A 25,997-nucleotide genomic window follows, 5' to 3' on the forward strand; every position below is an offset into this window, starting at 1 on the left:
TGATAAATATTGGGTGTAGGTGAATGTGAGGCGCTTTTCCTATCTGTGTATGTGATCGGAAATGGGCTTTAACAGGGTAAGGTATACGGCGTGTATCGTATATCCGGGGTTGGAGAAGGCATGGCCGTGGCGTCACCTGCGGGGCGGGAACATTCCCCTGAATATCCTCGTGCGCACTATGCGTGGTACGTCGTCCTCGTGTTGCTGGTCATCGGCATCACTTCCTATCTGGATCGCAACATCGTTTCGCTGCTGGTGGAGCCGATCAAGGCCGATCTGGATCTGACCGATACCGAAGTCAGCGTTCTTCAGGGAATGGCTTACGCGGTGTTCTACGTCGCCTTTGGATTGCCGTTCGGCGCGCTGGTCGATCGCTATAATCGTCGGCGCTTGCTTGCTTTCGGGATCGCCTTGTGGAGTGTGATGACGGCTGCCGGTGGCTTTGCCGACACATACTGGGAACTGTTCGCCGCGCGGGCGGGCGTGGGCATCGGAGAGGCCTGTCTTGCGCCGGCCGCGTTCTCGCTGATCGCCGACTATTTCCCGCCGTCGCGCCGGGGCAGGGCGATGAGCGTCTACAACATGGCGAACTACCTTGGCGGTGGTGCGTCGATGCTGATCGGCGGGCTGGTGCTGAAGGCCCTTGGCGGCGTGGGTACGGCTTACCTTCCCTACATCGGCGAGATTGCCAGCTGGAAGGGCACCTTCATTATCATCGGCGCGCCAGGCATTCTGCTGTCCGTGCTGATGCTCACTGTCCGTGAGCCGGAGCGGCGGCAGGTCACCCTGTCCCGGACAGGGTCGGCCGAAGGCTTCATCGAACACATGCGCCACGCGCCGCGAGTCTACGCCACGGTTCACATCGTGTCGGCCTTTACCGCCTTTACCGGATATGCGGTGGCAGGCTGGATCCCGACCTATTTCGTACGCATTTTCGGAATGCAGGTGGCCGAAGCCGGGATGATGATCGGGCCGGTCGCCGCGCTGGCCGGAATGGCCGGTTGCGTATCGAGCGGAATTCTCACCGACTTGCTGGTGGCGCGCGACGTGCGGGGCGGACGCTTCGTCTTGCCGCTGGCTTGGTGGCCTTTGGCCCTTGCGGCGCTTGTCGTCATCGTTTTCGCAGCCAGCCGGTCGACGGCACTGGCCGGTGTCGGGCTGTTCTTCTTCGGCAGCGGGCTCGGCCTCGCCAGCGTCGCGCCGACGATCCACGACATCACGCCGAACCAGTTCCGGGGGCGGGCGACTTCATTGCATTTCGTGCTGTCGGGATTGCTGGGCATGACCGCTGCGGTCACGCTTGTCGCGCTGGTCAACGACTACTTGTTCAAGGACCCGAATGCGCTCGGAAAATCAATGATCGTCGTCCTGACGCCGATCATTCTGGGCAGCTTCGTCGCCTGTCTTTCCTGCCGCAACGCCTACGAGGAAAGGCGGCAGCACTACCTTGATGTCAACCACTGAAGAAACTCGGAAGAACCGGGCATTATCGAACAAAGGGAGATCAGACATGAGGAACAAACGCTTTCGCGAACGACTTCTGACCGGTGTGGTCATCGTTGCGGCTATGCCTGCCGCCGCCTTTGCCCAGGATGAAGACCAGCAGGGCGGCATCGGCGAAATCATCGTCACCGCGCAGCGGACCGAGGAATCGGCCCAGCGCGCGCCGGTCGTGATCGATACGGTGACGGCGGACGAGTTGAGCGGCGTTACCGACGTGCGCGAACTCGCCAACGCGGTGCCGGGGCTGCAATTCGCCAATGCCGGCAATTCGGTGCAGACCTACATTCGCGGCGTCGGTTCGTTCAATGCGAAGTCGGTGCAGGAATCGGCTGTCGCCTACAGCGTGGACGGCGTTTACCTGTTCACCACCAGCCAGATCTCGCCCGCGATGTTCGACCTTGCCCGCGTCGAAGTGCTCAAGGGGCCGCAGGGCACGCTCTATGGCCGCAACGCGAGCGGCGGTGCGGTCAACATCATCACGCAAGGCGCACGGATCGGTTCGCTGGAGGGGTATTTCGAAGGTAGCCTCGGCAACTACAGCCTTTTCGATTTCACGGGCGTCGTGAATCTGCCCGTCAGCGACACTTTCGCCGTCAGGCTGGCCGGCCACCATGTCGAGCATGACGGGTATCTGTCCGACGGAACGAGCGATGACGATACCACCGCTGGCCGCGTCCGCGCGCTGTGGGAGCCGTCGTCGCTGGTCAGCGTGAAGTTCGCTTTCGATGCGGCCCGCGTACGGGGTGTGGGGCCGGGGTCGGTCGTGGTGCCGCGCGTCGATGCCGACGATCCGTGGATCGGTGCGCTCGATCCGCGTAGCGATACGGGGCCAACTACGGTCAGCGGGTTCCGCCCCCTGGGAGATCCGTTCAACGAGCTTGACCAGTGGAGCTCCAGCGTCGAACTCGACTGGGATCTCGGCTTTGCCACGATGACGGTGCTGCCCGCCTACCGGCACGAGCGGCTGAAGCAACTCAGCTATGTTCCCGGCTACGGGATCAGCGAAGATGCCGACATCGGGCAGAAATCGCTGGAGGCGCGACTGGCCCATCAGGGCGGCGGCATTCGCTGGGTCGCTGGCGCCTATTACCTGAAAGCCACCAACGACGAGACGTTCGACATCATCAATCCGAATCCGGCGGCCGGTCGCCCTGCGGTCAACCTGCTGGTCAATCCGCTGGCAGTGGAATCGTGGGCCGTCTTCGGGGAGACGACGGTGGATGTGACCGACAGTTTCCGGCTGATTGGCGGGTTGCGCTACACTTGGGAAAATTCGACGTCAGGCGGTTACCAGAACCAGGTCTATCCTTCGCCGACTGCGACTGAGGAATTCCTGCCCGGTGTCGAGCCCGGCGACTTCTACGTCAACGAAGACGTGACCGCCGATGCCGTTACGTGGAAGGTTGGTGCGCAATACGATATTGCCGAGGATTCATCGGTCTTCGCCACTGTCAGCAAGGGCTTCAAGGGCGGCGGTTCCTACGTCGATATCGCCTCGGTCGATCCGACATATGAGCCGGAGACGATCGTCGCATATGTCTTCGGTTCGCGTAACCGCTTCTTCGACGATACGCTGCAATTGAACCTCGAGGCGTTCTATTGGGACATCTCCGACCAGCAGATTTCCTTCGTCGGGTTCAACGCGCTCGGCCAGCCGAAATTCCAGACGACCAACGCGTCGGATTCGAAATCGGTCGGCTTCAGCATCGATACGATCTGGCTGCCGACTCCCAACGACCGGCTGACTTTCGGTGTCGAATATGTCGATTCCGAATATTCCAACTTCGTGCGCGTTCAGCCTGCCGCTCCGGTCGGCACGCTGTGCCCCACGACGACCCTGTCGGCAGGGCCGCCGGCCCGCGTTGCGATCGACTGTTCGGGCTTCCCGATGATGCGAACCCCAAAGTGGGCGGGCAGCGCCAGTTATCGCCATGTGTTCGACATGGCCGACGGCGGCGAACTGACCGCGGGCGGCGACATGACCTTCGCGTCGAAGCGCTATACGTCGATCGATTTCAGCCCGACGACGCTCGATGGCGGCTATGCGATTTTCAATGCCGAAATCGAGTACAAGGCACCGCAACAGCGGTGGAGCCTTGCTCTCTGGGGTCGCAACCTCACCGAAACCGCCTATTATTCGGGTGGTATCCAGTCCGGTGCGTTCAACCGCCCGACGATCAACCAGCCGCGCACATACGGCGTACGCGGGCGGATCAACTTCTGATCCGGCATGCGGGCCGGGGATCGTGTTTCCCGGCCCGCAACCTTGAGGTGACAGGTCGGTTCGTGGCTGATAGTCGATCGGTCGACGAGCGGAGGACCGAGTGCGCAGGCCGCAACCGACCTTGAAGGACATTGCTGCCGAACTGAACCTGTCGCACCCGACCGTGTCGCGGGCGCTGTCCGGCCATCCCAGCATCAGCGCCGAGACGAAGGCACGGGTGCGGGAGGCTGCGGACCGGCTGGGCTATGTCGTCAATTCCGGCGCACGAATGCTGAAACGGGGGCATGGCAATGTCGTCGGCCTGTTGTTGCCGGACATTACCAACGAATTCTACGCCGCCGTCGCCAAGAAGCTGAGCGACGATTGCAGCGAGCGGCACCAGCAGCTGATCCTTTCGGTTTCGGCCGACGACGCCGACCGGGAGCTTGCGCAGGTGCGGGCACTGCTGGAATCGCGGCCGACGGCGATCGTTGTGGCGCTGACGCGCAAGCCGCATCCCGAAACGATCGCGCTGTTGAACACGGTTCACTGTGTTCAGTTCATGCAGACCCATCCGGTGCTTTCAGGGCCGCGCGTGACGGTGGAAGCGAGTGGCGGCGCGCGGCTGGCGATCGAACACTTGTTGTCACTGGGCCACCGGCAGATCGGTTTCGTCGGCCCCACACTCGACTATGCGATCGGTCAGGCACGAATGGAAGGTGTGACCGCAGCGATGGAGGCGGCAGGGTTGGCCGTGGATCCGACATGCGTCCGGCTGGGCCCAGCCGATGGCGAGTTCGCATTCGATGCCGTGCTGGATCTGCTCGCGATGGAACCACGGCCGACAGCCCTCTATTTCTCCAGCGCACCGATCAGTGTCGCGGGAATGCGCGCCCTGATGCGCGAAAACATTGCCATTCCTGCGGATATGTCGGTCGTCGTGGCCGGCGTTTCGCCATGGTATGAGGCGTGGCCTGGCGGCCTGACCTCGATCACGCTGCCAGTGCGCGATCTGGCCGATGCGGCCTCTCGGTATGTGGCAGAGGTCGCAAAGGGGGATGTCGCGGCAGGAGAAACCATGCTTTCCTTTGAGCTGGTCCGGCGCGGCTCTACTGCCGTTAATCCTTGAAATCCGAAATAACGATCCGCAGCGTTCAATTTTTGTGGTAGCAGATATTGCGGACTATCCACCGGCAATGTACACGTGTGCATAAGCCAAGTGAACCAGTCCGGAGGATGCAGGAAAATGGGTAGTCTGCCGCAGATCAGTGTCGATGATATCAAGGGCGTAGTCGCTTATCAGCCGACGACTGTGCGTACCGATATCGTGATCGACCGGAATACAAGGAATGCCGTCGATCTGGACGAGGCGGCGCGTGCCGCGGATGTTCTTGTCAGGGATGGTGCCAGCGCCATCGTGCTGAACGGCACGTTCGGCGAACTGGCTTCGCTGTCGCTGGACGAGATCATGGATTTCACCCGGGCCGTCGTCGAATCGGTGAAGGACCGCGTGCCGGTCTTCGCCGGTGCGACCACGCTGAACACGCGCGAGACGATAGAGCGTGCGCGCAAGTTCCGTGAGATGGGCGCGCATGGCCTGAACCTGGGGCGTGGCATGCTTTCGGCCATGGACGATGTCGCGGTCGTCGAATGGTACAAGGACATCACCGAAGAGTTCCCAGACATGGCGGTGATGCTCTACGACGATGCGCAGGCGTTCAAACGGCCGATCACCACGCCGGTCTACCGTGAACTTGCCAAGATGCCGCAGATCGTCGCGTGCAAGTATCGCACGGTGCTGGTCATCAGCAACATGATTGGCAACGGCACCTACAACGCCGATTTCGAAGCTGTGGGCGGCAGGATCAAGTTGCTGACGCAGGAAACCGACTGGCCGATCGTAAACCGGATGTTCGGCGTCGATGCCTGCTGGTCGAGCTACATCAACTGCGCGCCGGGCTTTGTCATGGCCGTGCGCGATGCGGTATTGGCGGGCGAGCTGGACCGGGCGCAGGCGATGATCGACGAGTCCCCGTGGCCCGGCGACAAGTTCAGCACGGCTGGCGGTCCGGACAGTTGGCACATGAACAAGATCATGGCGCTCAAGACCCGGATCCACCACGCCGGTTACATAAAGGCCGGCCCGCCGCTACCGCCTTATCACGTGGCCCCGGCAGAGCGCGGCGATACGGCTCGCGAACTGGCGATGCTCGATCGCGAGATGCAGAAAAAATACCCCCACAGGACGGCGCTTGAAGCGGTCGCCTGATCAACAGGACATGCCGTACGCCAAAGTCTGGCGCACGGCGGAGAGGAGTGAACGACAGACATGTCCGAGAATACGAACGCCGAGGCTGATGGCACGGCGCTGGCCGGTTTTGCAGTGTCGGCATTGGCGAATGCTGCGGGCGGTCGTGGTGTGCTCGCCCCCGGGCTGATCCGCTATTCGGGCACGGGAACGGCGGCAGGGCCAGCCGTGACCGCCGATTGCGACGAAGGCTCGCTGGAAGCGGTCTGGGCGGCGATAGAGGGGATGCAGCCGGGCGCTGTGCTATGTATCCGTGGGCCGGGCACTTCCGCTTATATGGGCGACATGCTGGCCAGCGATCTGGCGCGCCGCGGTGTCGTCGCGGTGATTGTCGATGGCTACATTCGCGACCGTGCGGCGCTTTCGCAGATGGGGGTGACGTTTCTGGCGCGGGGGCTTTACCCGATGGCCCATCGCCGTCCCGGACCGGGGCGCCCCTCGGTTCCACTGGAAATCGGCGGCGTGCGCATATCGCCGGGTGACCGGGTTGCTGTCGATGACGACGGTGTCATCGTGATCGTACCGCAGGACGTGTCCACGGTTCTGGCCAAGGCGCACGAGAACGAGGATATCGAGGCGGGCATCAGGGCGCGGATGGCAGCCGGTGCAGGCGTGGCGGAAGCTGCCCGCGCCGAACTGGCCGCACGCGCAGCCGCCAAGGCGTGAGCAGCGACGCCGTGAGAGCGAAGCGGAAGAGGATGAAGGCATGAACGAAACAATGTCCTGGGCAGTCGTGAGGCCCGAAGGGCCGACCGTGCGCAAGGCGGAAGCCCTGCCGCCGGTCGAGGGTCTGACCGAGCTTGCCCACGTAAAGAGCAGTTCCGCCAATGCCGTGCGTTTCCACATGCAGGCCGTGGCCGAACCGGTAAGCGGGCAGGGCAAGCGGGCGATTGTCGGCACCCCGATGCCGGGATGGAGCCCGTTCGAGATTTATTGCAACGAGGGCGGCCCGATCGGCGGCGATGACGATGCGCCTTCGCCGCTTGGCTATCTTACGTCGGGGATCGCGTTCTGCCTGCTCACCCATATCACGATGGCGCTGGCGCATTCGAAACTGGCGGTGAACCGGATCAAGGTGGAGGTGCGCGGGCGTTTCTTCGGCCAGATCGAACCGCCGGCGGGCGGCGCGGAAGGGTTCGATACCTGCATCATCATCGACAGCCCCGAACCGTCGGAGCGCATTCGCGCCTTCGTGACCGGCGTGCAGGACGCATGCATTGCCTTGCAGTCGATCCGCCAGCCCACGCCGGTCCATTCGCGGATCCTGCACAACGGGGAAGACCTTTGACCGCTCCCAATCCCGACAGGTTCGACTGATGGCACTGGTTCTGCAGACAGACTATGCATGGCCGGACACGTCGATAGAGCGTGGCGTGATCGAGGCCGCGGGGCACGCTTTCGTGGCGGGACCGTCGGTTCCCGCACCTGCGCAAGAGATTGAGGCGTTGGTCGCGAAGCATCGGCCCGATGCGATCATGACCTGCTGGGCAGAGGTGTCGGCAGCAGCGATTGCGGCAGCACCCGACCTCGTCATGGTGCAGCGGATCGGCGTGGGGCTGGACAACATCGCGATGGAGGAGGCGACCCGTCGCGGGGTTCTGGTCACCAACGTCCCCGACTATTGCGTGGGCGAAGTAGCCGATCACGCGGTCGCGCTGCTGCTGGATTGGGCGCGGGGCACCGTAGTGTTCGATCGTGACGTCAAGGCGGGTAACTGGAACCCGGCAGCCGCGCGGTTGCGGCGCGTTTCCGACCTATCCGTCGGGATCGTCGGATTTGGCCGCATCGGCAAGGCCACGGCAAGCAGGCTGCTCGCCTTTGGCTGCGCGGTCGGTACGGTGGACCGTGGGCACGAAACCGGCATCAACGTGCGCGCAGTCCCGTTCGAACAGCTGCTGGGCGAAAGCGATGTCGTGATCGTTCACGCCCCTTTGACGGAGCAGACCCATCACCTGTTCGATGCGCAGACCATTGCGCGGATGAAACCGGGCGCATGCCTGATCAACGTCAGCCGGGGGCCATTGGTGGACAACGATGCGTTGCTGGCCGCGTTGGAGGCGGGGCACTTGTCCGGCGCAGGTATCGACGTTGTCGAAGGCGAACCCGAACCTCCGCGCGCGCTGGTCGACCGGCCGGATGTCATTGTCACACCGCACATCGCCTTTTCGTCGGCGGCCTCGCTGGCCGAACTGCGGCGGCGATCGGCAGAGGAGGTCGTTCGCGTCCTTGCCGGACTCGCGCCCGAAAACCCCTGCAACAACGCCCGGACCTGATGATGACCGATACCAGGATTGCCGCCGTCCATGCGCGGCAAATTCTCGACAGTCGCGGACGCCCCACTGTCGAGGCGGAAGTCACGCTGGCAAACGGCATAAGGGGCCGTGCTTCGTCACCCTCGGGCGCGTCGACGGGCAAGGCCGAGGCGGTGGAGCTTCGCGACGGACGGGCCGAAGCCGAAGGGCTTGGAGTGCGCGATGCCGTTGCCAACGTGAAGGGCGAGATCGCAGGGGCGGTCGGCGGGCTCGACGCGATGGACCAGCAGGCGATCGACAATGCGATGCTTGCGCTGGACGGCACGGCGAACCTGTCGCGGCTGGGCGGTAATGCAACGCTTGCGGTAAGTCTTGCCGTTTTGCGGGCCGGCGCGATGGCGCGGGGCGAACCGCTTTGGCGCCGCGTGTCCGAACTCGCCGGTGCAGAGCCGTCGATGCCGTTGCCCATGGTGAACATCCTGTCCGGCGGGCTGCATGCCGGACGCGGCATGGACGTGCAGGATTTTCTTGCCGTTCCGGTCGGCGCGGGTTCCTATTCCGAAGCGCTGGACTGGATCTGCCGCGTGCGGGCAGAGGCGGCGCGCTGCTGCGCTGCGCTGGGATTGCCGACCCTGCTGGCGGACGAGGGCGGGCTTTCTCCCGGTTTCGAACATGCCGAGCAGGCTCTGGACCTGATGGTGGATGCAATCGGCCGCGCCGGGCTGAGGGCTGGCGACGACGTTGCCATCACGCTGGACATCGCATCGTCCTCGCTGGTCGATGCCGAGGGGAATTATCCTTTCGCGCGGCAGGGGCGGGTCTACAATTCGGCCGAAATGATCGAGATGCAGGCCGGTTGGGTCGCGCGCTATCCGATCGTTTCGATAGAGGACGGACTTGGCGAGGATGACTGGGCGAACTGGCCTGAAATGACACGGCGGCTGCCCGGTATCCAACTGGTGGGAGACGATCTTTTCGCCACGCAGCCGGGTCGTATCGGGCGGGCAATCGACGCGAATATCTGCAATGCGGCGCTGATCAAGGTCAACCAGAACGGCACTGTTTCCGGAACGCTGGATGCCGTGCGCACCGCGCGCGAAGGCGGTTATGCCATCGTCGTTTCAGCGCGGTCCGGAGAGACCGAGGACGATTACCTCGCCGATCTGGCCGTCGGTTGCGGCGGGGGACAGATCAAGGTGGGGTCCGTCCGCACGTCCGACCGGCTGGCCAAGTACAACCAGTTGCTCCGGATCGAGGAAGCGGGCTTGCCGTGGGCCGGAACTTCGGGCCTTGCCCCGCTGTGAGCGCGCCGTCCCCCGAACTTGCCGATTTCCTGTACGAGCACGAGCTTGCCCCCGATGGCGAGGACTGTCGCTGGTCGGCTTTGACCGGCGGCATTTCTTCCGAAATCTGGCGCGTGTCGACTTCGCGCGGAGACTTGTGCGTAAAGCGGGCGCTCGCAAAATTACGGGTGGCCAGTGATTGGGAAGCTCCGGTCGACCGCAATGCGGTGGAGTGGAACTACCTTGACTTCGTCGGCCGGATCGAAGGCGTGCGCGTGCCGCGATTGCTGGCGCATGACGAGCCACGCGGTATGTTCGCGATGGAGTTCCTGCCGCCGGAGGATCACCCCGTATGGAAAGCGCGGATTTTTGCCGGTCATGTCGATCCCGAATTCGCAGGGCAGGTCGGGCGGATGATCGCCGCGATCCATTCCGCTGGCGCGCGCGATCCCCAAGTGCCGGAGCGTTTTGCTACGGACACGAACTTCGACGCACTGCGCATCGACCCCTATTTGCTTACGACGGCCCGCGCGCATCCCGACCTTGCCCCGATCATCACGCAAACCGCACGCTTGACGCAGCAAACGAAGCGCGCCCTCGTGCATGGCGATGTCAGCCCCAAGAATATCCTTTGCGGTCCGGAAGGCCCGGTCCTGATCGATGCCGAAACCGCGTGGTTCGGCGATCCGGCATTCGATCTTGCCTTTTGCCTGAACCACCTTGCGATAAAGGCGAGGATCCTGCCCCATCGCGACGCGCTGGCCGGATCGTTTGCGGCCCTGACGGATGCCTATCTTGCCAACGTCGACTGGGAGCGTCCGGCGGATGTCGAGGCGCGCGCTGCATCCTTGCTGGCGGCACTCGCACTGGCCCGCGTCGATGGCAAATCGCCGCTCGAATACCTGTCGGACGAAGACCGCGTTTCTTTACGCAAGGCGGCGCGTGATTGCGTCGCGGCACGTGTCGAGCGGTTGTCCGATGCTTTTGCGATGCTGATCGCATGATGCGGCACATCGTTGTGTGAAACCTATGTTGGATTGGGAGTTCGGTGCGTTGAACGATTGGATTGCGATGACGGTTACCGGTGAGGGACGCCGGGACCTGGCACTGGACGTGTTCCACCCTGCAGGCGAGGCGAACGGCGCGGCAGTCATCCTGCTACATGGCGGCGGATGGGCGCGCGGCCATCGTTCGGCAACCCATGGCTATGCAAGGGCACTGGCGGCAGCAGGCTTCGTCGCCATTGCAGCGGAATACCGCTTGCTGGGCGAGGCGGCTTTCCCCGCACAGGTCGACGATATCCGTGATACGGTGCGCTGGGTTCGTGCCCACGCCGAAGAATTGCGTATCGATCCCGACATGATTGCCTTGCAGGGCTATTCGGCTGGTGGTCACCTCGCTTTGATGGTTTCCGGAACGCAGCCCGGTTCGGGCCATGAAGGCAAAGTCGGCGGCACTTCGGATGGCAGCGGGGTTGCTGCCGTCGTGTCCTTCTTCGCCGCCGCGCGGCTGGACAGCGATCCGGAGGCGATAGAGATGCCGCCCTTTGCCGCGCTGCTGAACGGCGGGGGAATGGAAGCGGCGCGAGCGGCCAGTCCGGTCCACTATGTCAACGCGGCTTCGCCCACGACATTCATCATCGGAGGAACGGCCGACTTCATGCAGCCGCTGGATGCCGGGCTCGACCTGCTGCGCGCCTATGTTGCCGCAGGCGCGGAGGTCGAGTTCCACTACCTCCATTCGCAGACCCACGAATTCTGCGCCACGCCATCGGTTTTGCCTGCGATCATGGACGAAGTGATCTTCTTCTATCGCCGCACCCTTACCGAGCGCCGCGCTTTCGAAGACGAGGCGAAGGATCTCAACCCGTTTGCGCGGGTATCCAGCTTTGCCGAACTGATGGCGGCGATAACACCCGGATAGGGCCGACTCACACGCGGGCACACCATACGAGAGAGGATGAGGATGGCAGCAATCAGGAGCGTGACGATTGTCGGCGGCGGGATCGGCGGGCTGACGCTGGCCGTCGCCTTGCGGCAGATTGGGGTCGAGGTTCGCATCATCGAAAAGGGCGACCGGGCAAGTCGGCTAGGAACCGGTATTTCGCTGCTCGGCAATGCCTTGCGTGCACTCGACCGGATCGGTCTGGCCGATACCTGCATTGCGCGCGGCTATGGTTATGACTGTTTGAAGACCCGCGATGCCGCGGGTGAACTGCTCGACGAGATCGCGCTGCCCCGAACGTTTCGTCCCGATCGACCCGGTGCATTCGGCATCATGCGGCCGGTCCTCGCGCAGATCCTGGAGAACGAGGCGACAAGCCTTGGCGCGGCCATCGATTTCGAAACGACGGTTGAAGACCTGGAGGAGACAGCGGACGGTGTCACGCTTGCGTTGTCCAGTGGAGAGAAAGTCTGCTCCGACATCGTCGTAGGTGCTGACGGTGCGAATTCCGCCATGCGTGAACGCCTGTTCGGAACGGCCCTGAAGCCGGAGTATTGCGGGCAAGGCGGGCTGCGCTACACCGCGCTGCGACCGGCAGAGATGAACGGGGTCACGTTCTATCGCGATACTGTCGGCAATGCGGTGGGCGCGATCCCGCTGTCGGACGAGAAGTGCTATTACTTCATCCTCGAAACCGGCGAACGACCGGGCCACCTGTCGCAAACGGAAGTGGCCGATCTCTGGCAGGAACGGGTGGCAGGGTTCTCCGCACCCGAACTGGTAGAGACGGTCAGGCATGCCCATCAGGCCGAAGCGCTGTCCTATCGTCCGTTCGATGTCCTGATGATGCCGCGGCCATGGCACAAGGGGCGCATCGTCCTGATCGGCGATGCGGTCCATTCGATGTCGCCGCAGCTGACCTCTGGTGGCGGGATGGCCATCGAGGATGCTGTCGTGCTGGCAGAGGAGATTTCGGCGGGACGCGATTTCACCGCGACGTTGGCCCGCTTCGAAAACCGGCGCGAACCGCGTGTGCGCCCGATCCTCGAAACGTCGCTTGCCATCTGCCGTAACGAGCAGAACCCTTCACTCGCTGCACATGGCAAGAGCATGGACCTGCTGCAACGGGGATATGCCTTGCTTGCCGATGCGTTCTGATTCCGGCCCGGCGGCGCCATCGGGACGCCGCCGGTAACCGATCGCTCAACCGATCGCCGGTTCGTCAGGATGGCTCGCGGCCTCTTCCTGCGCTGCTTCCGGATAGACGAACTTCTCCGGAACGGACCCGTCCGGCAGCAGGGTCTTGTCGAAAGAGACTTCCCATGGAACCTCTTCCGGCAGGAACGGCAGGATATGATTGGTCCAACTGAATGCACCGAAACGCGCTTCCCACACGCGCGGCACCCATTGGTCGTCGAGGTAGTCGGTATCGGCACCGTATTCGGCCATGCCACCTGCCGGATTGTCGAAATAGCAGAACAGGGCCGATGCGATCCGGTGTCTGCCCACGCCGTTCAGCGGGCTCGTGTAGCCGCGCCGTTCCATATAGTTGGAGCCGGCGAGGATCTCGTCGATATCCTCTACTCCGAAGCATACGTGATCGAAGCCAAGTGTGAAGGGCGGTAGGGCTTCGGCGCGCTGGAAATAGTTGGTGTGATGCTGGTTCGCACCTTCCGGGCGGACGAAGATCCCGGCATTGACCTGATAGTCGGTCATCCTGAAATCCAGCCTATCGCGCCAGAACTCCATGCAGGCGTGCATGTCGGCAACCCGCCAGACCACGTGATTGATCGTCTTGGGCTTGGCCCGCACCCGCCAGCGCCGATGCTGGTTCAGGCGCTTCACATTGTCCGGCGCGTTCACCGGGTCGGGCGCGTAGAGAACCGGCTTGCGCCGCCAGACGCGAAGGGCGAGGGGGATGTTTTCCGGGCCGATGAAATGGATCGACTGGCCGTCTTCGCCCCAGCGGACGTCCCGGTCGACACCGACACGAGCGGCATAGTGCTCAAGATCGTCGACCGCATCGACCCCGTAAGTCACCTCGCGAACGCCGGAGCCTTCGTAGTGGTGCGTTGGCAGCGAAGGGTCGTCATCGCACAGCAGGATCACCTTCGATCCTTCGTCGAGCCTGTAGACAACCTTGCTGTCGGACCGCGAAACGGCTTTCAGACCGAAATCGTCATAGAAACGGGCCGACGCGGCAAGATCGGAAACGCCGTATGTGATGCGCTCGATTGAACAGATTGGCATCCTCTCGATCCTTTCAGGATTTTGGAACCTTTGTTGTTTTTCAGGCTCTTCGTGTTCCGATCCGACACTTTTGACCGCCCTTGGCGGTTAATGTCTTCACATTCGGTTCAACAGCCTTTCAGGGCTATATAATGAACTTATCGTATCCTAAATATCCAACAATTTTAGGTCAAGCGATGGAGGCTGTCTGGCAGCGGGCAACCGAAATTTTTATACCACCCCTGCTCCAATTCCGCCGAATGCAGGCCTTGTCGCTTTTCACGGAAACCGGTTCCGCTTTGATTGCAATGCATGAAAATCAGCTATGGATTCGATGCGATGCGTATCGTAATGGTGCAATAGCTCGGGCGATCGCGGAATCGACGTTCAGTGTGCGGATCACCTTCTCACACGACACGACCGATCCGCAGCTCGTCCGACGGGTGTAAATAGGGAGAGTTCAAGTGGCTGATGCTGTGATTTCCGGGAACGATGTGTTTTCTCACGCATGTGTCGGGGCTTCCGATCTGGAAGCATCGTGCAAGTTCTATGATGCGGCACTTGGCGCGCTAGGTGTCAAGAACCTGGGGCCGTTCGGTGATTCCTGTGTGCTTTACGGCAAGGAAAAGCCCGCATTTCTCGTGCTGAAGCCGGGCAATGGCGAAGCGCCCAGCGGCAATGGCGTCACCATCGGTTTCGCGGCAGCATCGCCGGCCGATGTCGATGCTTTCCACGCCGCCGGACTGGCTGCGGGCGGTAGTGACGAGGGCGCAAGCGGCCCCCGCGGTCACCTGCCGGGTGCCTATGCCGGTTATCTGCGTGATCCGGCGGGCAACAAGGTCTGCGCTTACACGTTCGTGTAAGGAGATCCGGCAATGACGATTTCCATCGAGGTCACAGATCGCGAAGGCCAGACCAAGACCATTCAGGCCGCCGAGGGCATCTCCTTGATGGAGGCAATTCGGGACGCAGGTTTCGACGAACTCCTGGCCCTGTGCGGCGGATGTTGTTCATGCGCCACGTGCCATGTCCAGGTGCATCCGGGGTTTGAGGATCGGCTTCCTCCCGTTAGCGGTGACGAGGACGATCTGCTCGACAGTTCCGATTTTCGCATCGCCACGTCCAGGCTGTCGTGCCAGATCGCGCTTACACCGCAGCTCGACGGGCTGGCGGTGACGATTGCGCCGGAAGACTGAAGAAATCCGGCAGCAGGCGGGCAGTATTCAGCCCGCCTGCTGCCGACCACCGTTGGAGTGCCGGCTGCCTCTGTGCGAGGCCGGTTGCACAGAACCTGCAACACACGCTCCGATCGCCATCACGGTCGCCTTCCCTTGTGGAGTTGCGCGTTGACGGCCCTGACGTTGGACTCCAGCTTGTCGAGCAGTTTCAACAGCAGCTCGATATCGATGCCATCGACGATGGCGGCATAGTGGGGAATGACGTCCGAGCGGATCTGGTCGTAGAACCGGGCACCTGTCGGCGTGAGAGAGATCATAAGGGTGCGCGAGTCTGCCTGCCCCTTCTTGCTGGTTACCAGTTTTCGCTTTTCCATCGGTTTGATACGACGGCTGATCCAGGCCTTGTCGACGCCGAGATCGCGGCTGATGGTACTGATCGATGCTTCCGATCGCGCTTTCAGGTAGCCGAGAATTCGCAATTCCGTGATATTGAGGAAGTGACCGTCGCTGAGCATAGCGCGAGCGCACTCTTCGACGATCGCGGCAGCAGCGGACAAACGCACGGTGATGAACGCATCGAACGCACTGCCATCGGGCGGGACGGTGTTGGCAGGCGACTTTTCTGCCGGATTGATCATGGATCGAGTGGTCATGCCTTTAACCAGTGCCAGAGTTGATATCGGTCGCCAATCGGCTCAATCGTTGTCTTGACAACAAATATCGATCTTCATTACCATCTTCCATAGAAACGAACCGCATCGTTTATGTTAAGAATGCCGGTGGATGGAGAGAGATCATGGTCGACCAAGAGCAGTCCGCGAAGGCGATTCCGCCCGAAACTTCCATGAACCCCAGCGAATTCGCCAGCATCGATGAATGCTACGAGGCCTACGAGGAACTGCGTAAGTGCCCGGTTCAGCACGCTGATGCGATGGGAGGATTCTATTGGGTGACCCGCTATGGTGAGGTCGCCTCCGCCGTTCGCGATGGCAAGACATTCTCGTCGTCGCTGAAGGGCGTGCTTCTGCCGGCGGATCCCGATGCCCCGCGCATCTTCGCGCTTGAGCAGGAAGCGCCCGAACACATGGCGGCCAAGCGGCTGTACATGGAAGCCTTCAGCCCGAAGGCACTTGTCGCGCTTGAACCGAGGCTCGTCGCCATTGCAAACGAGTTGATCGACAAGTTCGCGGCCAAGGGCGAATGCGACCTGATCGCCGACTTTGCCCATCCGCTTCCCGTGCTGGGCGTCTGTTCGGCAATCGGCGTGAAGCACGTGTCTGTCGAACGGATCAAGACGGTTTCCGGCGAGTTCGGCAAGAGCCCCGAACGACGCCAGGAAGTGATCATGGAACTGGGTGGACTGGTTCTGGAAGAACTGCTCCGCCGGCGTGCGGAACCCAGCGATGACTACCTTTCGAAGATTGCCAATGCGGAACTGAACGGCCGCAAGCTGGACGATGGCGAGTTGGCGCGGTTCATGGTGGGCTTCTTCACGGCAGGGCACGAAACGACCACTTCGACGCTCGGCTCGCTGCTGTTCCACAGCCTGAAGCGCCCCGATCTGATCAAGCGGATGCTGGAGGACAAGGCTTTCCTGTCTGCGGCAATCGAAGAGGCAACCCGGCTGAACCCGCCGTTCCACGCATTCCACCGCACCACAGCGACGGAGACGGAGATCGGTGGGCTGACGGTGCCACAGGACGCGACCGTTCGGCTTTGCTACGCATCGGCCAACCGCGACCCGGAAGTCTATGACCGCCCCGATGAATTCGATCCCGACCGGCCGGCCAAGCCGCATTTCGGGTTCGGCGGTGGGCGCCATTTCTGCGCGGGGGCTCCGCTTGCACGGCTAGAAATGGCCACTGCGTTTCGCGTTCTGCTCTCACGCCTTTCCGACATCCGTTTGTCTTCTGACGAGATGGAGTACAACTACAAGGACGGCGTTTTCGCAACGCCGGTCTCATTGAAGGCGACATTCACGCCGACCTGATACCGAAGGCTGGTGACAGTTGACGCCACCCCGTAAGGGTGCCGCTGCCGTTCATGTCCTGTTGGATCGATCCTCAGCCTTAGTGATCGCAATTCGATGCAATCAGGGGTCGAACCCGGCGGCCAGCATCGCGACCATCTTCCCGGCCACCAGCCGCGCATCACCATCAGCGCGTGAACGGAACCAGCGGGATGGCCAGTTCAGCGCGCCGGCGATCGTGAAGGCAAGCAGGTTTGCATCGTCGCAAACCACCGAACCGTCCTTGCGGCCATCCTCGATCATGTCGCGCATCATGCCGTGGATCTTGCGCTTGTCGGCACGCAGCTGTTCCGCGCCATCGGCGCTGAGTTCGTTGTCGTTGGTCAGGATGACGCAGCGGCCGAAATCGGTCATGTTGAATTCGGCGTACCGGATCAGGAACGTCTTCAACCGGTCGGCACCGTTGCCGGGCGCGTTTCCGGCCTGCACCGCCGTGTCGATCAGTCGGTCAAGTCCCGCGCGCAGGCAGCTGAGCAACACCTGCTCCTTGTTGCCGAGGTAGTGGTAGATCGTCGGTTTCGAGATGCCGAGCGATGCGGCCACGTCATCCAGCGAAGTGGCGTGATAGCCACGTTCGTTGAACATTCTGACAGCGGCAAGCAGAACGGCCTGGCGCTTGGCCTCACGATCCGCCTGCTTCTGTTCCCGGTTGCGGAATGGCGACTGGCTGCTCATGCACTTTCAATCAGGTTTGCAAGGCAGGCAGAATTAGCATCAAAACCGATGGGAAGGCAATGTACCACACGGTAAGGCGTGTTTCATTGTGCTGCGGCTAATGTCCTGCAGCCGCCCGCCCGTGACATATCCGGACGGTCGTTCTGCGCCGCCATTGCCGCGATGCCCAGCCTTTCGAACATGGCGGCATCGCTGTCGTTGCCAGCATTGGGCGCGGTGAGCAGCTTGTCGCCGGTAAAGATCGAGTTCGCACCGGCGAGGAAGCACAGCGCCTGAGTTGAAACGCTCATCGATTCTCGCCCGGCCGAAAGCCTGACCATCGATCGCGGCATCGTTATCCGCGCCACCGCGACGGTGCGCACGAACTCGATTTCATCGATCATGGCCAGCGGGGTGTCGGCCAGCATGTCGCCGAGCACCGTACCCTTCACCGGCACCAGCGCGTTTACCGGCACCGATCCGGGATGTTCGGGAAGCGTCGCCAATGTATGGATAAATCCGACACGGTCGTCGCGCGTTTCGCCCATGCCGACGATGCCGCCCGAACAGACATTGATTCCGGCGCCGCGCACATTGGCCAGCGTGTCCAGCCGGTCCTCCATCGTGCGGGTAGAGGTGATGTTGGCGTAGTTTTCGGGCGAGGTATCGATGTTGTGGTTGTAGTAGTCGAGGCCGGCATCGGCGAGCATCTGCGACTGCCCTTCGGTCAGCATGCCCAGCGTCATGCAAGTTTCGAGACCCATGTCCCGAACGCCCTTCACCATCTCCACGATGCGGGGCATGTCGCGGTCTTTCGGATTGCGCCACGCCGCGCCCATGCAGAAACGGGTCGATCCGTGGTCTTTCGCCTGTGCCGCTGCCTGCAGCACTTGCTGCACATCCATCAGCCTGGTTGCCTTCACGCCGCTGTCGGCGCTGGCGGATTGCGAGCAGTATCCGCAATCCTCGGCACAGCCGCCGGTCTTGATGGACATCAGCGTCGACAATTGCACTTCGTTCGCTGGATGGTTGGCGCGATGCACTTCGGCCGCGCGGAAAACCAGTTCGGTGAATGGCAGCTCGAAAAGGGCCGCAATCTCGTTGCGGGTCCAGTCGTTGCGCGGCGAAGCGCTCTTATCGGTTTCCATATGCATCCCAGCCCAAAATCGTCTGACGAAAATGTACTGTTTTTGTCATCGATGCAAGAGGGGCAATCAATCCTCGCCAAAGGTGTCGCGAATGTCCGTTGTGTCGAAATAATCGTGCCAGCGCCGAATGAGGCCGGATTCGTCAAGGTCGAACACGCCGCAGGCTTCCACGACAAGCTCCGGCTTTCCGGTGTAGAAAAACCTGTCGACCCGCTCGGTAAAGACCGTCGTGCCGCGCACCGCGCAGTTCAGGATCTGCCAGTCGATGGCATCGGCGACCAGAAAGGGGTCGCACAGGGTAATCGCCGCTTCGCGCCCTTCTGCCGTGGGGTAATTGGCGCCCGTGCAGCGGATGTCGGGATGGAAGGCCCGCCCGATCGCATCGCGGTCCTTCGCATTCCATGCTGAGATGAACGCGCGCACGATGCTTTCGGCTTCTGGTTCGGTCATATGGTCACCACGATCTTGCCGAAATGTTCGCCGCGAAGCTGATAGGCGAAGGCATCGCCCAGCCGTTCGAGCGGGTAACTTGCGTCGATCACCGGGCGCAGGTCGTGCGAGGCCACGAAATCGATGTAGTCGCGCAAGTGGGCGACGCTGCCCACGGCCATTCCCTGCAGCCGTAGCGACCGCATGATGAGGTCGCGGTGGGGCACGGGCGGCACGTCGTTCGCCGTGGTGCCGACAACGATGACCCGCCCCTGGTTGCGAACCGCCGCCACCGACTGTTCGAACGTGGCCGCCCCGCCGATTTCCAGCACGGCATCGACCCCTTCGCCGTCCGTCGCGGCCACGACGGGCACGCTCCATTCCGGCGTCGTGCGGTAATTGATCAGCACATCGGCGCCCAGCGCCTTCAGCCGTTCGAGCTTCGCGTCCCCGGACGAAATCGCGAATGCGCGAATACCCAGCGCCTCGGCAAGCTGGTGGCAGAATATGGCAAGCCCGCCCGATCCGGGAAGAAGGATGCTGTCGCCTGCTTTCAACTCCGCCTCCACGACGAGCGCGCGCCATGCGGTCAGTCCGGCGCAAGGCAGCGTGGCGGCTTCCTCGAACGTCCATCCTTCGGGCATGGCGACCAGCGAACTGGCCGGAACGACGACATGGCTTGCGCCAAATCCGTCGATGCTCTCTCCCGATACCGCAGCACAATTCTGGCGCGTTGCGTGCCCGTCCAGCCAGTCGGGAAAGAAGCTGCCGATGACCTTGTCGCCAATGGCGAGGCCCGAAACGCCCTCTCCGACAGAGACGATTGCGCCTGCCCCGTCGGACATGGGGATGCGTCCGGCAGGCTGGGGAATGTGACCCGCGGCGACGAGGTAGTCGTGAAAGTTCAGGGAACTGGCGTAGACCTGCATCAGCACCTCGCCCGGTCCCGGCAGGGGCATGGCCTCCTCCGTCACGATCAGCGTTTCGAGTGTCGGGTTTTCGCGCAGGCGCACGACCTTGCGGGTGGCGGGGATCATGGTCGTTGCTCCTTCACAGCGTCGCGCCGGACCAGCGTTTCGGCATTTTCGAGATGGCTGGCATCGCCCAAAATGCGCGTGAAGTTCGGCATCCCTGTATGGGCCGTTCCGCCGCCGTCTATCACGAGGTCGTGGCCGTTGACATAGCTGGCGTCGGAAGATGCCAGGAATGCAATCGCGGCGGCAACTTCGTCCGGCTCGCCCGGCCTGCCGAGCGGCAGCCCGTCGCGCCACGCGGCCATGATTTCTCCATTCTCGTAAAGCCCCGTCGCCAGCGGCGTGCGGATCAGGCCGGGGCTGACCGAATTGACGCGCACGAACGGTGCATGGTCCAGCGCCATCGAGCGGGTGAGGTTGATCACGGCGGCCTTTGCCGCGTTGTAAGCGGCAAAGCCGTAGTCGCCCCGATGCCCCGCGATCGATGCCACGTTGACGATGCAGCCGCGCCGTTCCTGCAAGTGCGGCATGGCTGTGCGGCAGGCCCACATCAGCCCGTCGAGGTCGACCGACATTACCTCGCGCCAATGGGGCAGGTCGATGTCGGTGATCCGCCCGAACGAACCGACACCGGCATTGTTGACGAGGATGTCGAGACCGCCATGGCGAATTGCCGCCTCTTCGATTCCCGCCTCGACCGCCGAAAGATCGGCCATGTCCATGACGAGGCCGCTCGCCGAACCGTCCGGCAGGGTAGCCAGAAACGTTTCGATGGCGTCCGGCCGGATGTCGGCGACGATGATCTTTGCGCCTTCATCGGCAAGGCGCCGGCATGTCGCCGCCCCGATGCCGGATGCGCCGCCGGTGACGATAGCGGTCTTGCCCGCAAAACGATCCGCGCCGATCATCGCGCAGTGTACCCGCCGTCGACCGCCAGCAGCGCGCCGTTGACGAAGGCGGATCTGTCGCTGAGCAGCCAGCACGCAGCCTCTGCCACATCTTCCGGTTTGCCGTATCGGCCGATGGAGTGCCGTTCCGCCATCGGGGCCATCTGCTTCTCGAACGCGGGATTGCCGATCAGCCGTTCCTCCACCATCGGCGTCAGGATCAGGCCGGGCAGAACCGCGTTCACGCGCACCTTGTTATAGCGCGCCTCGCACGCGGCGGCGCGGGTCAGGCCGATGACGCCGTGCTTCGATGCGACATAGTCTGCGGCATAGGGCTGGCCGATGATGCCGTCCCCGGACGAGTTGTTGACGATTGCGCCGCCACGCTCGGCCATCGCCTGTGCCTGGTACTTCATGCAGAGGAAGACTCCGGTGAGGTTGATGTCCATCAACCGGTGCCATTCATGTGCCGACAGATCGGGAACCAGCTTGTTCGCCATCTCGATACCGGCGTTGTTGAAGGCTCCGTCCAGCGTGCCGTGACGGGCGATGACCGCCTCTACCGCGGCTGCGATCGATGCCTCTTCGCCCACGTTCACCGTAAAGGCATCCGCCGCGCCGCCTGCTTCGCGGATACTTGCGGCAGTGGCCTCGTTCGCTGCCTCGGCAATGTCGAACAGGCAGGTGGCTGCGCCTTCGCTTGCGAACAGGCGGGCCGCTGCCTGCCCGATGCCCGAGGCAGCGCCAGTGACGATGACGACCTTGCCGGCCAGCAGTCCAACTCCGCTCACAGCGCAGGCTCCGGCCGGTAGATCGTCTGTGGCACGGTGAATTCCAGCAGGCCCTCCAGCCCGTTTTCCGCCCCGATGCCGGATTGCTTGTGCCCGGCAAAGGCCGCGAACGGGGTCAGCCCCTGTGCCGAGTTGATCCAGACCGTGCCGGTTTCCAGCCGCGCGGCCACTTGTGCCGCCTTGTCGATATCCGAAGACCAGACCGAACCGCCAAGCCCGTATTCACAGGCATTGGCGCGGGCGACCACTTCGTCGATGTCGCTGAATTTCAACACCGGCAGGACGGGGCCGAACGCTTCTTCCTGCACCACTCGCGATTGTTCCGGTGGATTGTCGACCAGCGTTACCGGCACGAAGAAACCGGGGCCGTTCGCCGGTTCGCCACCCGTAGCGATGGTGTAGCCGTTCGCTTCCGCATCGCGGATCAGTTCGCGCACGCGTTCGAACTGCGCGCGGTTCTGCACCGGGCCAAGCGCGGTTTGCGGATCGCGCCCGTCACCCACCGCCATCCGCGCGGCCACGTCCTTCAGCGCGGCGAGAACCTCGTCATAGACGGCTTCGTGAACATAGAGCCGCTTGGCCGCCACGCATACCTGCCCGCTGTTGGCGAACGCGGCCCAGAACAGCGGCTCCGCGATTGCCGCAACGTCGACATCGGGCAGGACGATGGCCGCGTCGTTGCCGCCCAGTTCCAGCGTCAGCCGTTTCAGGTTGGCGGCGGCGCTTTCCATCACCTTGCGCCCCGTCGCGGTGGAGCCGGTGAAGGATATCTTGTCGATGCCGGGATGCGCGCTCATCCACGGGCCAAGCATATCGCCGCCGCTGACCATGTTGAGCACGCCATGCGGCAATTTGTCCTGCAGCAACGCGCCAAGCCGCAGCGTGGCAAGCGGCGTATTGGGCGACGGTTTCAGCACCATCGTATTGCCGGTCAGCAGAGCCGGACCGATTTTCCACACGGCCAGCAGCACGGGGAAGTTCCATGGCACGATTGCGCCGACAACGCCCAGCGGAACGCGCTTCGTGATGCTCCTGCTGCCCGGCATCATGTCGTTCGTCTCGACCGGCAGTTTGGATGCCGCAACGGTTGAAATCCACCACGCCGCCGCCTCGATCTCTCCCATCGCGGCGGCGAGCGGCTTGCCCTGTTCTGCAGTCAGCAGCTGCTGCAGCTCGTCCTTGTGCTCCACGATCGTCGAGGCGATGGCCCGCAAGGCATCCTGACGATCGGCATGGGGCAGGGCGCGCCACGCCGGAAAGGCGGCGCGGGCCGCTGCGACAGCGGCGTCGAGCTGGTCGCGGGTGCAGTCGGGAACGGTGCCGCAAACGGCTTCCGTCGCGGGATCGATCACCTCGATCTGCGCGGGGGAGGAGACGGCCTTGCCGTCGATGATCATGTCGAAATGGTGCATTTGTCTACTCCGCGAGGAGGGTCAGCGCATCGGTGTCGAGCACGTGGGAAACGTGCCGGTCGAGCATCGTAAGGAACATCCGGTCGCCGCGCTCGGTGCGCTTGACCAGCATCGCCGCACCTACCGCGACGTTGATCCCGGCAAAGGTGAAATGGCGATATTCGTGTTCGAAGGCATCGCGCGACTGCCCGGTGACGCCCTGCCTTTCCAGCTCGGCCAGATAGGTCGCGAGTAGCGCAGCTTCGTGTTCGCGCCGCGCTTCGGGAGAATAGGAGCCGCCGATGAGATAGGCGACGTCCACCGCATTCGTGCCCAGTGCTACGCTTTGCCAGTCGACCACAGTCAGCCGGCCTGCGGAGAACAGCATGTTGTCCGGCCGGAAGTCGTTGTGCGTCACGCAGCGGATGCCGTCGCGCGGGCGGTTGTAGGCATCGTAACCTTCGAACAGGGCGTCGCAGACCCGCAGGTGCGCCGTTTCCAGCTGATCGGCATAGCGTTCGCGAAAGCGGGGCCACGTGTCGCGATAGACTTCGGGCCCGTAGAACGGCTGGGCTTTCGGCCCGGTGTCCAGCCAGGCGAGATCGGGGTCTTCGCCGCGCTGCCAGAACGCGGCGTGCAGCTTGGCGGCTTCTTTCATGGCACGGTGTGCGTCGCCATCGTCCATGCCGCGAAACTGGTCGCCCACCGTGGCGCCGGCGAGATCTTCCAGCAGCAGGGCGAAAGCGCCGCTTTCGTCCATCAGCGCGCAATAGCATTCCGGCGTATCCAGCCGGGCATCGCGCGCCAGTTCGCGATAGAAGCGGACCTCGCGTTGATAGAGCGACCACGCATCGGCAACGGCGCGGCTGGTCTGATCGGAGGATGCAAACTTGCCGATGATCGTTTCCGGCCCGCTGCCACTGCGATAGGAAACGCGATAACGCACAGTGTCGCCGATCTGGCCGGTGCCCACCCGCTCACACGTCAGGTCGGCAATCGCTACCTCTCGCCCGCCTTCGGCAAGCAGGTCTTCCAGTAGTGTGGGCGTCATTGCTTCGGGGCGCGGCAAGGCATCTTGCCATATCATGCCCGTCGCGGCCTTCGGCTGTTCCAGCACCATCCAACTCCGGTTCGTTTCGCGGGCGTTGTTGCCCGTCGCATTGATCTCCTGGCGGAAAGTTGGCGCAGCGACGGGCAGGGGTCCAATAAGCCTTTGCCACGAACCTATCGGCAATGCCGATGGATCGGGTGCAAGTTCCGATTTGCCGATCGATCGGCGGGGGCGATAGCTCTACCTGCAAAACCGTAGCGGAGAGAACAGGATGACGAAGGAACAGGCCGCCAGCACCGTGATTGCGCAAATCGTGGAAGGGCGGGTCGATACCGGCCTGTTCACCGACGACGGTGCATGGTGGTCCAACGCGGGCGTGTCGATCCCGATCGCGGATTTCAACCAGCTTCTGACATCGCTGCACGAACAGACCGAACACGGGATCGCGGTTACGGCAGGGCCCATCGCCGTGTGCGGCGACAAGCTGTTCTTCGAGGCGACGTCTCAGGCGCGGTTGAAGAACGGGAAGGCATACGCGAACCGTTATGCCTTTGTCGCGTTGTTCGAAGGCGACCTGATCCGCGAGATGCGCGAATATAGCGATACCGCGCATGTCTTCGACACGTTCGAAATTGCGCTATGACCTGAGGGTCCTAGTGTAACGAAGCCTCGTTCCCCGGCCGCGCGACGACGCTGACACAGCGCGCCGGACCGGCGATTGTCGTGCAATCGGTGCGTTCGGCCTGGAATGCCTGCGCAAAATCGAAAAAGCGGCGGGCGGCCTTGTTCGCATTCGTGCCCAGCACCAACGCGAAATCGAGGTGGAACGCCATGTCCTCGACCTCGCGCCAGACCATGCCATCCGGCGTCGGGAACCAGCCGATGCCGATGGCGCAGCAGCGGTTGCGCTGGGCATAGCGCTCTATCGCAAGGGCGTTGCCTTCGGCCACGGCGACGGGCGCCGCGCCGTGTTCCATGATGAACTGGGCAATCGGGTCGACAACTGCGTGGCCGTGCTCTCCGCCCAGCATCGCGATTCGCAGCTGCGACAGGGCCTGCACGGGTATGGTGTCGAGATTCGCCAGCGCGCTGTCTGCCGGCACCAGCAAGCCGATCTTGCGACGGCGCAGGAGCACGCGTTCCAGCGAGTCGGGATACTGGATTTCGTTCACGATGCAGCCGGAAGGGAGTTCGCGCGTGAAATTCTGCACTGGCAGATCGACGGCGACGCCCAGCAAAAGGGCGATATCGAGCCTGTCGGTCAGGAGGTCGCGGACCTGGTCGGTTTGCAGCCGGTTGTCGATTGAATAGCTGGTTTCGGGCCGCGCCTTCATGAACGCGTCCAGCAGGGCCAGCCGGTCGGGCAGGTCCATCGTGTACATCGCCGCGCCAAGCTTGAAATGGCGATTGGCGGCATCGCGCAGCGCTTCGGCTTCCTGTCGCACTTCCTCGGCATTGAGTAGCAGCGTCTGCACCAGCGGCAGAAGCCGCTTGCCCTGTTCGCTAAGCGCGATGCGGCGAGAGGTGCGGTGAAACAGCAGGTAGCCGAGGATCTGTTCCAGTTCCTTGATCTGGCCGGACACCGTGGGCTGGGTGAGGTTCAGCCTGCCGGCAGCACGCGTCACAGAGCGTTCGTCGGCCACGGCCGCGAAGCTGCGGAGCAGCTTGAGATCAAGGTGCTGCATCATACTCTCCTGTCGTTTCGGTTCTGATGACCGATGCCCGCAGTCTAGCAGATCAATC

General features: G+C 62.8%; 26 protein-coding genes. 15 read left to right on the forward strand and 11 right to left on the reverse strand.

Going from position 1 to position 25,997, the window contains the following annotated elements; translation table 11 throughout:
* Positions 1-120: 120 nt before the first annotated feature.
* The 11 genes from A7A77_RS07710 (at position 121) to A7A77_RS07760 (ending at position 12,651) form a co-directional block, all read left to right on the forward strand.
* Positions 121-1,464: a spinster family MFS transporter gene (locus tag A7A77_RS07710; protein ID WP_082835987.1), complete on the forward strand. Its 1,344-nt coding sequence runs from the start codon at positions 121-123 to the stop codon at positions 1,462-1,464.
* Positions 1,465-1,510: 46 nt separating this feature from the next.
* On the forward strand, positions 1,511-3,727 hold the full coding sequence (locus A7A77_RS07715; protein WP_082835988.1) for a TonB-dependent receptor: 2,217 nt from the start codon (positions 1,511-1,513) through the stop codon (positions 3,725-3,727).
* 100 nt (positions 3,728-3,827) lie between these two features.
* Positions 3,828-4,835: a LacI family DNA-binding transcriptional regulator gene (locus A7A77_RS07720; RefSeq protein WP_082835989.1), complete on the forward strand. Its 1,008-nt coding sequence runs from the start codon at positions 3,828-3,830 to the stop codon at positions 4,833-4,835.
* A gap of 117 nt (positions 4,836-4,952) precedes the next feature.
* Positions 4,953-5,975 (forward strand): dihydrodipicolinate synthase family protein, encoded by a 1,023-nt coding sequence (locus A7A77_RS07725; RefSeq protein ID WP_066555954.1) that lies wholly within the window; start codon positions 4,953-4,955, stop codon positions 5,973-5,975.
* Between the two features lie 60 nt (positions 5,976-6,035).
* On the forward strand, positions 6,036-6,680 hold the full coding sequence (locus A7A77_RS07730) for an RraA family protein (protein ID WP_066555956.1): 645 nt from the start codon (positions 6,036-6,038) through the stop codon (positions 6,678-6,680).
* 40 nt (positions 6,681-6,720) lie between these two features.
* Positions 6,721-7,302 (forward strand): OsmC family protein, encoded by a 582-nt coding sequence (locus tag A7A77_RS07735; protein ID WP_156500469.1) that lies wholly within the window; start codon positions 6,721-6,723, stop codon positions 7,300-7,302.
* A gap of 28 nt (positions 7,303-7,330) precedes the next feature.
* Positions 7,331-8,287 (forward strand): C-terminal binding protein, encoded by a 957-nt coding sequence (locus tag A7A77_RS07740; protein WP_066555958.1) that lies wholly within the window; start codon positions 7,331-7,333, stop codon positions 8,285-8,287.
* Between the two features lie 2 nt (positions 8,288-8,289).
* The gene (gene eno / locus A7A77_RS07745) at positions 8,290-9,570 is read left to right on the forward strand and encodes a phosphopyruvate hydratase (RefSeq protein ID WP_066556096.1); all 1,281 of its coding nucleotides are present in this window, start codon (positions 8,290-8,292) and stop codon (positions 9,568-9,570) included.
* Positions 9,567-10,553, forward strand: coding sequence for a phosphotransferase family protein (locus A7A77_RS07750; RefSeq protein WP_066555959.1), 987 nt, complete (start codon positions 9,567-9,569; stop codon positions 10,551-10,553). The genes eno and A7A77_RS07750 overlap by 4 nt, the downstream gene beginning before the upstream one ends.
* A 49-nt stretch (positions 10,554-10,602) precedes the next feature.
* Complete coding sequence (locus A7A77_RS07755; protein WP_172799863.1) at positions 10,603-11,472, forward strand: alpha/beta hydrolase; 870 nt, start codon at positions 10,603-10,605, stop codon at positions 11,470-11,472.
* 42 nt (positions 11,473-11,514) lie between these two features.
* Positions 11,515-12,651 carry an FAD-dependent monooxygenase gene (locus tag A7A77_RS07760; RefSeq protein ID WP_066555965.1) on the forward strand — a complete coding sequence of 379 codons (1,137 nt, stop codon included), beginning with the start codon at positions 11,515-11,517 and terminating at the stop codon, positions 12,649-12,651.
* A gap of 45 nt (positions 12,652-12,696) precedes the next feature.
* On the opposite strand, the gene A7A77_RS07765 is transcribed toward A7A77_RS07760, so the two are convergent.
* On the reverse strand, positions 12,697-13,743 hold the full coding sequence (locus A7A77_RS07765; RefSeq protein WP_066555967.1) for a VOC family protein: 1,047 nt from the start codon (positions 13,741-13,743) through the stop codon (positions 12,697-12,699).
* Between the two features lie 443 nt (positions 13,744-14,186).
* On the opposite strand from A7A77_RS07765, the gene A7A77_RS07775 reads away from it, so the two are divergent.
* Positions 14,187-14,585, forward strand: coding sequence for a VOC family protein (locus tag A7A77_RS07775; RefSeq protein WP_066555970.1), 399 nt, complete (start codon positions 14,187-14,189; stop codon positions 14,583-14,585).
* 12 nt (positions 14,586-14,597) lie between these two features.
* The gene (locus A7A77_RS07780; RefSeq protein ID WP_066555971.1) at positions 14,598-14,918 is read left to right on the forward strand and encodes a 2Fe-2S iron-sulfur cluster-binding protein; all 321 of its coding nucleotides are present in this window, start codon (positions 14,598-14,600) and stop codon (positions 14,916-14,918) included.
* Positions 14,919-15,037: 119 nt separating this feature from the next.
* Here the strand turns inward: A7A77_RS07780 and A7A77_RS07785 are convergent, their stop codons facing one another.
* The gene (locus A7A77_RS07785; protein WP_082835990.1) at positions 15,038-15,553 is read right to left on the reverse strand and encodes a MarR family winged helix-turn-helix transcriptional regulator; all 516 of its coding nucleotides are present in this window, start codon (positions 15,551-15,553) and stop codon (positions 15,038-15,040) included.
* A 143-nt stretch (positions 15,554-15,696) separates the two neighbouring features.
* Between A7A77_RS07785 and A7A77_RS07790 the strand changes: the two genes are divergently transcribed.
* Positions 15,697-16,890: a cytochrome P450 gene (locus A7A77_RS07790; RefSeq protein ID WP_066555977.1), complete on the forward strand. Its 1,194-nt coding sequence runs from the start codon at positions 15,697-15,699 to the stop codon at positions 16,888-16,890.
* Positions 16,891-16,992: 102 nt separating this feature from the next.
* Here A7A77_RS07790 and A7A77_RS07795 read toward each other — a convergent pair whose 3' ends face one another.
* From A7A77_RS07795 to A7A77_RS07830, 8 genes are all read right to left on the reverse strand, one after another.
* On the reverse strand, positions 16,993-17,604 hold the full coding sequence (locus tag A7A77_RS07795; RefSeq protein ID WP_066555981.1) for a TetR/AcrR family transcriptional regulator: 612 nt from the start codon (positions 17,602-17,604) through the stop codon (positions 16,993-16,995).
* An 83-nt stretch (positions 17,605-17,687) separates the two neighbouring features.
* A complete protein-coding gene (gene bioB / locus A7A77_RS07800; RefSeq protein WP_156500472.1) occupies positions 17,688-18,731 on the reverse strand; it encodes a biotin synthase BioB in 1,044 nt (347 codons plus the stop codon).
* 66 nt (positions 18,732-18,797) lie between these two features.
* Positions 18,798-19,181, reverse strand: coding sequence for a limonene-1,2-epoxide hydrolase family protein (locus tag A7A77_RS07805; protein WP_066555986.1), 384 nt, complete (start codon positions 19,179-19,181; stop codon positions 18,798-18,800).
* Positions 19,178-20,197: a zinc-dependent alcohol dehydrogenase family protein gene (locus A7A77_RS07810; RefSeq protein ID WP_066555987.1), complete on the reverse strand. Its 1,020-nt coding sequence runs from the start codon at positions 20,195-20,197 to the stop codon at positions 19,178-19,180. Before A7A77_RS07810 ends, A7A77_RS07805 begins: the two co-directional genes overlap by 4 nt.
* Positions 20,194-21,042 carry a meso-2,3-butanediol dehydrogenase gene (gene budC / locus A7A77_RS07815; RefSeq protein ID WP_066555990.1) on the reverse strand — a complete coding sequence of 283 codons (849 nt, stop codon included), beginning with the start codon at positions 21,040-21,042 and terminating at the stop codon, positions 20,194-20,196. Before budC ends, A7A77_RS07810 begins: the two co-directional genes overlap by 4 nt.
* Complete coding sequence (locus tag A7A77_RS07820) at positions 21,039-21,812, reverse strand: SDR family NAD(P)-dependent oxidoreductase (RefSeq protein WP_066555992.1); 774 nt, start codon at positions 21,810-21,812, stop codon at positions 21,039-21,041. The genes budC and A7A77_RS07820 overlap by 4 nt, the downstream gene beginning before the upstream one ends.
* Positions 21,809-23,224, reverse strand: coding sequence for an aldehyde dehydrogenase family protein (locus A7A77_RS07825; protein ID WP_066555994.1), 1,416 nt, complete (start codon positions 23,222-23,224; stop codon positions 21,809-21,811). Before A7A77_RS07825 ends, A7A77_RS07820 begins: the two co-directional genes overlap by 4 nt.
* 4 nt (positions 23,225-23,228) lie before the next feature.
* A complete protein-coding gene (locus A7A77_RS07830) occupies positions 23,229-24,320 on the reverse strand; it encodes a phosphotransferase (RefSeq protein ID WP_216635559.1) in 1,092 nt (363 codons plus the stop codon).
* Between the two features lie 205 nt (positions 24,321-24,525).
* Here A7A77_RS07830 and A7A77_RS07835 point away from each other — a divergent pair, with 205 nt between their 5' ends.
* Positions 24,526-24,897 (forward strand): nuclear transport factor 2 family protein, encoded by a 372-nt coding sequence (locus A7A77_RS07835; protein WP_066555998.1) that lies wholly within the window; start codon positions 24,526-24,528, stop codon positions 24,895-24,897.
* Between the two features lie 10 nt (positions 24,898-24,907).
* On the opposite strand, the gene A7A77_RS07840 is transcribed toward A7A77_RS07835, so the two are convergent.
* Positions 24,908-25,939 (reverse strand): LysR family transcriptional regulator, encoded by a 1,032-nt coding sequence (locus A7A77_RS07840; protein ID WP_172799865.1) that lies wholly within the window; start codon positions 25,937-25,939, stop codon positions 24,908-24,910.
* Between the last annotated feature and the right edge of the window lie 58 nt (positions 25,940-25,997).

This window comes from Croceicoccus bisphenolivorans, assembly GCF_001634625.1.
GTDB lineage: Bacteria > Pseudomonadota > Alphaproteobacteria > Sphingomonadales > Sphingomonadaceae > Croceicoccus > Croceicoccus bisphenolivorans.